This is a genomic window from Pseudoalteromonas sp. Isolate6 (assembly GCF_022398435.1).
Classification (GTDB): domain Bacteria; phylum Pseudomonadota; class Gammaproteobacteria; order Enterobacterales; family Alteromonadaceae; genus Pseudoalteromonas; species Pseudoalteromonas galatheae.
Map to the genome: position 1 here is coordinate 1 of NZ_JAKEVK010000218.1, position 7,330 is coordinate 7,330.

8 protein-coding genes are annotated in these 7,330 nt (G+C 42.5%); 6 read left to right on the forward strand and 2 right to left on the reverse strand.

The window, feature by feature from the left end; genetic code table 11:
- The first annotated feature begins 206 nt into the window (after positions 1–206).
- Both L1D50_RS19780 and smrA read left to right on the forward strand, forming a co-directional pair.
- Complete coding sequence (locus tag L1D50_RS19780; protein ID WP_128726923.1) at positions 207–446, forward strand: hypothetical protein; 240 nt, start codon at positions 207–209, stop codon at positions 444–446.
- Between the two features lie 94 nt (positions 447–540).
- Positions 541–1,122: a DNA endonuclease SmrA gene (gene smrA, locus L1D50_RS19785; RefSeq protein WP_128726924.1), complete on the forward strand. Its 582-nt coding sequence runs from the start codon at positions 541–543 to the stop codon at positions 1,120–1,122.
- A 27-nt stretch (positions 1,123–1,149) separates the two neighbouring features.
- Here smrA and L1D50_RS23475 read toward each other — a convergent pair whose 3' ends face one another.
- Positions 1,150–1,284 carry a hypothetical protein gene (locus L1D50_RS23475; protein ID WP_010378895.1) on the reverse strand — a complete coding sequence of 45 codons (135 nt, stop codon included), beginning with the start codon at positions 1,282–1,284 and terminating at the stop codon, positions 1,150–1,152.
- A gap of 136 nt (positions 1,285–1,420) precedes the next feature.
- Positions 1,421–2,347 (reverse strand): glyoxylate/hydroxypyruvate reductase A, encoded by a 927-nt coding sequence (locus L1D50_RS19790; protein ID WP_239966646.1) that lies wholly within the window; start codon positions 2,345–2,347, stop codon positions 1,421–1,423.
- 116 nt (positions 2,348–2,463) lie between these two features.
- On the opposite strand from L1D50_RS19790, the gene L1D50_RS19795 reads away from it, so the two are divergent.
- The 4 genes from L1D50_RS19795 (at position 2,464) to L1D50_RS19810 (ending at position 7,263) form a co-directional block, all read left to right on the forward strand.
- Complete coding sequence (locus L1D50_RS19795) at positions 2,464–4,185, forward strand: lysophospholipid acyltransferase family protein (RefSeq protein ID WP_128726926.1); 1,722 nt, start codon at positions 2,464–2,466, stop codon at positions 4,183–4,185.
- 83 nt (positions 4,186–4,268) lie between these two features.
- Positions 4,269–4,751 carry a TlpA disulfide reductase family protein gene (locus tag L1D50_RS19800; RefSeq protein WP_239966647.1) on the forward strand — a complete coding sequence of 161 codons (483 nt, stop codon included), beginning with the start codon at positions 4,269–4,271 and terminating at the stop codon, positions 4,749–4,751.
- A 109-nt stretch (positions 4,752–4,860) separates the two neighbouring features.
- The gene (locus tag L1D50_RS19805; protein WP_239966648.1) at positions 4,861–6,924 is read left to right on the forward strand and encodes a TonB-dependent receptor; all 2,064 of its coding nucleotides are present in this window, start codon (positions 4,861–4,863) and stop codon (positions 6,922–6,924) included.
- 60 nt (positions 6,925–6,984) lie between these two features.
- Positions 6,985–7,263 carry a peptidylprolyl isomerase gene (locus L1D50_RS19810; RefSeq protein WP_010378882.1) on the forward strand — a complete coding sequence of 93 codons (279 nt, stop codon included), beginning with the start codon at positions 6,985–6,987 and terminating at the stop codon, positions 7,261–7,263.
- Positions 7,264–7,330: the final 67 nt, after the last annotated feature.

Here is a 7,330-nt window from a genome sequence, read left to right on the forward strand (position 1 = left end):
ATATTAACCCAGTCAAGTCATAAAGAAATTAAAAGCGTTAACATAGATTTATAACGACTTATGCAACAGCCGTAACATAACTATTCAGGCACTGTTAATCCATTAAAATTTCTAATGTGAAAACAATAAAATATATTAGTTGAATGAAGCTTAAATGATCACCATAATGGCGATCCTTTAAACGTATTTGGAGAACCAAACAGACAATGGCAAACGAGCTCGACTGGCTACTTAACTTAGTATTACTTACTTTAGGTTTTGGTGCCTTTTTTATTAACCATAAAACGCTACTAAGAGTAGCTGCTGTGTGCGCATGTGGCGTACTTTTTATCTCGTTTAGCCTTGATCTGATGAACACCAGTGTAATTTCTAACCTAAGCCTGATTTTGATAAATACTTTTTATCTATTCAAAGTCTACACCTTTGGTCAAATGGAAGTTCACTAGTTCTCCGCTGCAACTAGTTCCTAGCGACTAGTTCCCTATTTCACTTCGGTGCGCTAAAATTATGGCCATCATTGCTTGTTAATGGAGAAGCAGTATGGCCATAACTGATGAAGAGCTATTTTTAGCTTCAATGGGCGACGTCACTCCTCTCGCTCAAGACAAAAAAGCAGAATTACGCCGTCACAAGAACGAACCAACCATTTCGCAACTCGCAAAACGCGAAGCCGCCGAGCAAGAACTGGAGTTTGATCCTAATTACTTATCTACAGAGTACGTTGATCTATTAGATCCGCACGATCTACTCGCCTATAAAAAAAGTGGTGTTCAAGATGGCGTGTATAAAAATCTCAGATTAGGTAAGTATCAAGTTGATGCCACCTTAGACTTACATGGCAAACCCTTTCATGATGCCCGTAGAGCTTTGTTTGACTTTATTACGGATTGCCATGCAAAAAGTATTCGGGTGTTATTGTTAAGGCACGGCATTGGTTTAAACAGTAAACCCTTTCCTGCAGTACTCAAAAGCTATACAAACAAGTGGTTGCAAGAAATGCCGCAAGTATTAGCGTTTCACTCAGCGTTAAAATGCCATGGTGGTAGCGGTTCTACGTACGTACTGCTAAGAAAAAGTGAAGAGAAAAAACATGAAAACAGAGAGCGCCACGCTAAACGCTAAAAAACAAAAAGCCGAGTAAAACTCGGCTTATTTGCTATTTGCGGTGGGTGTCGTCCCCTGAAGTTCACTAGCACTCGCTTGATTAAACCAAGCAGATACGCCTAACAAAATAACCGAAACTACAACAAGTGATAATTTCGCGCCACCTTGACTTTGCTTCATGGGTTCGACCTTTTTATTATTGTTTTTTTGTTAAATTAATGCATCATTCATAAACTCTCAAGATGTTTTTTTATACAGTAGTTTATACTATTCTCTTTACACCTTACTCTATGGCTAATTACCACCATTTAATCAATTAGTAACCCTGCTTTTTCTGAACTAAATGAACGAGTGCTCTGCCCTCCTGCATCGCTAAATAGTTGTTAGCAATTTGCTCAGCAGCCGTATTCAAACTGGTTAATGCGGCAACATGTGGAGTAATGCTAAGGTTTGGCTGCTGCCAAAAGGCGTGTGATGCTGGAAGCGGTTCTGTGTTAAATACGTCTAAAATAGCTCCTCCAAATGTCTCAGCCGCTAACGCGTCGAGTAAATCCGTCTCGTTAAGATGGCCACCTCTTGCGACATTTATGAGTACGCAATGATCTGGCGCGAGTGCAAACAGCTGGGCGTTCAATATTCCTTTGGTATGTTCAGTCAGTGGTAGAAGACACACAAGGTAATCAAGGTCTGCAAGAAAGGCTGCGAGCTCTTCTTGCCCACTGAAGTGCTCAATATTGTCGAGTTGTTTTGCAGAGCCGGACCAGCCTTTGATATTAAACCCATTTACGTATAGCTTTTGCGCGACCGCAAGGCCTAGTTGTCCCATCCCCATAATACCAACCGTGCGACCTGTTCTTGCGCGCCTTGGCTTCCATATTTGCTGAGATTGATTGTGCCCATACTCTCTAACTCGAAGCTTATGACTTAATAGTTGGCCTAATACATATTCAGCCATATCATCAGCTAAATTTGGGTCAACGATCCGCGCAACCTCTACATGTGGTGGTAACAGCCGCATCGGAATGCTATCAACACCGGCACCATAAGAATGCACAACTTTTAAATTTGGAAGCTGTGACCATAGCGTCTCTGGCGCGTTCCATGCCAGTACAAACTCGACCTCCTTTAATAAGCTAATATCATCAACGGGCCATTCAAGCAAGGTTTGCTGCGGCAGCAGCGCTGCTAACTCAGCAACTAACTTGTCATTATTACGACCAGTAACACAAATAAGTAAAGCCATATTGTTCCTTTATTTTCGCTATACGCTATCACTGCAAAATAAATGACATACCAATGCAACATGCTTGTCATTAATAGTTTTTACTCTTGCAAAAAAGCGCCAACAGGTGATGAAAAATGATCAGTGTAGATAAAGTCATTGAAGCAAATCTTCCACAACTTGAAAACTCCCCAAAGGTAAAAGGTTTAGTAAAAAAAGGACTTGGTTATCTCTTGCATGAGCAAGAGTTTGTCGCGTTTGCTGATACCTACCCTCATTTGCAGGGGCTCGAGTTTGTGGAACAAGTACTTGATGAATTAGATTTTGACGCTCGTTTTAAACCAAAGCAAATAGAGCATATCCCAAGCGAAGGGCCGGTGGTGATCGTCGCAAACCACCCAATTGGCTCTTTAGATGCACTGGCACTAATCAAAGTGCTGGCACAAGTACGACCTGATTTGAAGGTCGTCGCTAATCGGATGTTGATGTCGGTTACACCAATGCATCCCCTATTACTGCCTGTTGATAACCTCTCAGGAACCAGTAAAAAGCAAGAACTGGCAAATATTCACAAGCATTTGAAGTCTGAGGGAGCATTACTTATCTTCCCTGCAGGCGAAGTTTCTCGCTTAAGCCCAACCGGTATTAAAGACTGTAAATGGAACTCTGGCTTTTTAAGAATGGCTAAAAAAGCCAATTGCCCCATTCTACCCATTTTTATCAAAGCGAAAAACAGTCCACTCTTTTACGGCACCAGTATGATTTACAAGCCTTTAGCCAGCTTATTATTGGTCAAAGAGATGTTTAAACAAAGGCAAAAGTCGCTAGAATTTGAAATAGGCGCCAGCATTCCTCCAGAGTCTTATCTTATTGATAACCTTAAAGACAAAGAGATAGTCGCGCTTATTCGTAAGCAACTCTATCGTCTTGCCAGTAAAAAACCACTGCCACTCAAAACACAAACCCCGATAGCAGTTCCAGAAAATCGTAAAGAACTAAAAAAGGCAGTGGAAGCATGCGAGTGTATCGGTGAAACACCTGATGGCATGCAAATATACGTTTACCAATACACCGGCAGCTCGGTGATATTTAGAGAGCTTGGACGCCTTCGGGAAATTGCCTTTAGGGCAGTGGGAGAAGGGAGTGGTAACCGGCGTGATATCGACAAGTATGATATGCACTACCACCATTTGTTGCTATGGGATACGAAACAACTCGAGCTGGTGGGGGCTTATCGACTTGCAAGTGCCAAGAGAGTGATAGAGGAGCATGGACAAGCGGGGCTTTATACCGACAGCTTATTTTCGTACAGTGAAGCCATGACCCCATACTTTGAAAAAGGCCTCGAACTTGGTCGCAGCTTTGTGCAGCCCAAATACTGGGGTCGCAAGAGCCTAGATTACCTGTGGTATGGTATCGGTGCATTCGTAAAGCGCTACCCAGAGCACCGTTATATGTTTGGTGCAGTCAGCCTCTCAAACGCGTTACCGGATGAAGCAAAAGCCATGTTGGTATATCACTACCAACATTACTTTTCAAACCTTGCTGATATCGCCACGCCGAACAACGAAATGAAGCTGAGTAATGATCAGCTTAACCGTTATCAACACATGTTCAGTGGCAATGACATCAAAGAAGATTTCGCTGAGCTCAAACATATTCTTGCTAATATGGGTGCGCAAGTACCAACCTTATTTAAACAGTATACTGAGCTCTGCGAAGAGCAAGGTGTGAACTTTCTGAGCTTTAGTATAGATCCCGACTTTAATAACTGTATCGATGGTCTGGTACTCGTTGACTTAGCTAAATTGAAAGAGCAAAAAGCGAAACGCTACCTAGGCGACAACCCCTACGCTTAAGCTCAAATACATTGATCCGCTGCAATAAAGATCGCTACACTGCGGTCTTTATAGTTGCTTACTGTTATTACGGGATCATTTGTATGCTCAAGCTACTTGGCCAAGCTTTCATCATTGTGCTGGTGTTTTTCGCCGTTTCAGCCTATCAAGAAAGAAACATGCTTACCGACTCGGGAGAACAAACGGCGCCGCCATTTCATCTACCCATTTTACAATCCAAGCAAACTTATTCGTCTATTCAGCTTAAAGGGCAACAAAGCGTCGTGTATTTTTTTGCGCCTTGGTGCGGCGTATGTCGAGTGAGCATGCCGAATATTAATAAACTACATCAGCAAAGCAAAGTCAAAGCAGTGGCGATTGCACTGGATTATCGTTCCACCGAAGAGGTAACAAAGTTTGTCAGCGATCTACAATTAGACATGCCCGTATTACTCGGTAATCAAACCACGGCACAAGCGTATAAAGTGCAGGCTTACCCTACATATTATGTACTTGATGAAGGCTTCAAAATAACCGAGCGCTCTGTTGGTTACTCATCCGAGATAGGGATCCGAGCGAGATTGTAAGAAATTTCATTAAACCGCTTACAGTTAATTACGACTCTCTGAAATTAATCAACAATTATTTCGTTTAGGCTAACGCACATCTTAACAAAGGATGAATAGGAAGCCGACCATGCGCCACGCCCCGAACTTTACGCTCAGTAAAATTTCACTCCTCGTGCTCTGCACTACCCTTGCCAATAACGCATTAGCCGATGAGGAGAAAATTGAACACATCGAAGTTATTTACAAACGCAGCTCAGTTATTTCAGAAATTACCGAAGATGCACAAAAACTTGTAGACATGCCAGGAGCTATGGGCGACCCACTCAGGGCTGCTTTTGCTCTGCCTGGCGTTGTTGCCGCGGGTGGTTCAATGGGCGCACCTGCCGTGCGAGGCTCCTCTCCTGACGACAATATCTTTGAAGTAGACTTTATGCCCGCAGGATATATCTTTCACGATTTCGGCAGCTCTATTTTCAACCGCAATACAATTCAAGATTTTCAGCTGAATTCTGCTGGGTTTGGTACCAGTTACAGCAATGCCACTGGTGCCGTGTTTGACGTCACGCTGCGTAATCCAAAATACCAAGATATTGCCACCACACTAGATTTAACCATGTTTAACGCAGGTATTTTTGTTGAAGGTAAAGCGACTGAAAGCTCTGCATTCTATGTGTCAGCAAGAAAAAGTACCCTACCGCTATTTTTTAGTGATGGCGAGGAGCTTGAGGACGATGATGGCAAGCCTACAGGGATCACCATTAACGATCCACCAGATGATCACGACTATCAAGCCAAGTGGCTGTGGGGTATCAATGCAAATAATACCTTAACGGTAAATATCAATGGCGCGGAAGATTCGGTTGCGGCTGGGTTTTCAGGTGCGTCAGATCTTGCTCTTAAAACTCCAGAATATCAGGGTGATGCTCGCTATATTCGTAAATTTAATAGTCAGAACATTTTGTGGGACCACTACGCCAAAGACTTACATATTCGCGCTGGCGTCGGGTATCTCAATCACCAAGCCACCATGCGCTACGGTCAACGTGCGACTTTATCTGATGGCTATTTTGAGAATTTTGAAGAAGAACAACTCAGCTATAAGATACGAGCCAGTTATAAACTAAATAAAGAACAACGTGTCATTGCTGATGCTGGCTACTACGACAAAAAATCCACCTACCGCTACGACGCTTTTAATTATGTTTGCACCGAGTTTGATCCCGACTGTGATCTAAATAAAGGTGAAAGGATTAAGGGCACATCGAGTGCTGGAACAGATTCTGCCTTTATTGGGATTAATCATGTTTGGCAGTTTTCACCAAAATGGCAAAGTGAATTAGGAATAGTAGGCGAATATTATGACTACAGTGATGAGACCATTGTCCATCCACGCCTTGCGCTCAATTACTTCTATAACGATGACACCGTGATCTCAGCCAAGGCTGGTACTTACAGCCGTATTCAAGATCTTGAATACATTTTACCTGTTGTTGGTAACCCTGAACTTGAAGCACAGCGTTCAACTCACTATACCTTAGGCTTTAAACAGGAGTTAGAAAATGAGTGGTCATATTCCGTCGAGACCTATTATAAAACTATGGATGACCTGCCAAAAAGTGCCCCTTTATCTCAGGTAAACTACATCAATGGGACTTCCGGTACAGCCTACGGTGTTGATTTTATTATTAACAAAAACAAAACCGATGACTGGTATGGTTGGGTTGCAGTAAGTCTTGCAAAAAGTGAGCGTGAGGATGAGCTAACCGGCATTAAGCGTGACTATTATGCCGATACTCCTTTTATTCTGAATGCCGTGTTTCACTATGACTTTGGTGAAAAGTGGTCTGGCGGCTTTAACTTTACCGCTCGCAGCGGTCAAGCCTATACCCCAATTGTGGGTGTAAAAGAGAATCCTGAATTTGCGAACCGCTACTTGCCTGTGTATGGCGACCCATTCTCAGAGCGTTTTGACACTTATCACCGTCTAGATATTCGTTTTGAACGCAAAACAGAATTATTTGGTCTCGATGGCAAGCTAATTTTGGAGCTAATGAATGCATATGGCCAAGACAATACTGCCTATGTTGACCTTGACTACGATAGAGTCAAATCAATCAATGATTTATATATAGAAGAGGAAAGCGATGACTTTGAAATGCGTCCTTCTATAGGTTTCAGCGTAACATTTTAACTTGCCATAGGCGCACAAGCTCTGCATGATCGCATTTATTTTTGTAATGAGAGTCCCTTCATGCCTAAAGCGTGCGCCTATCATATTTTAGTAAAAACCGAAAAAGAGTGTTTAGATATCAAAGCCAAACTAGCCAAAGGTGCTGACTTTGGCAAATTGGCTAAACAGCATTCCCTTTGCCCTTCAAAAAAGCGCGGTGGCGACCTTGGTGAGTTCAATAAAGGGGATATGGTGAAGGCCTTTGACGATGTGGTATTCAAGAAGCCGCTATTTGAAGTACACGGCCCAGTAAAAACCAAGTTTGGATTCCACTTGATCAAAACCGTCTATCGGAGTTAATCGCTTTTTTGGATTAACCCCATCATGTTAATTCAATTTACCTTCATGATTAATTCTCTATACTAAA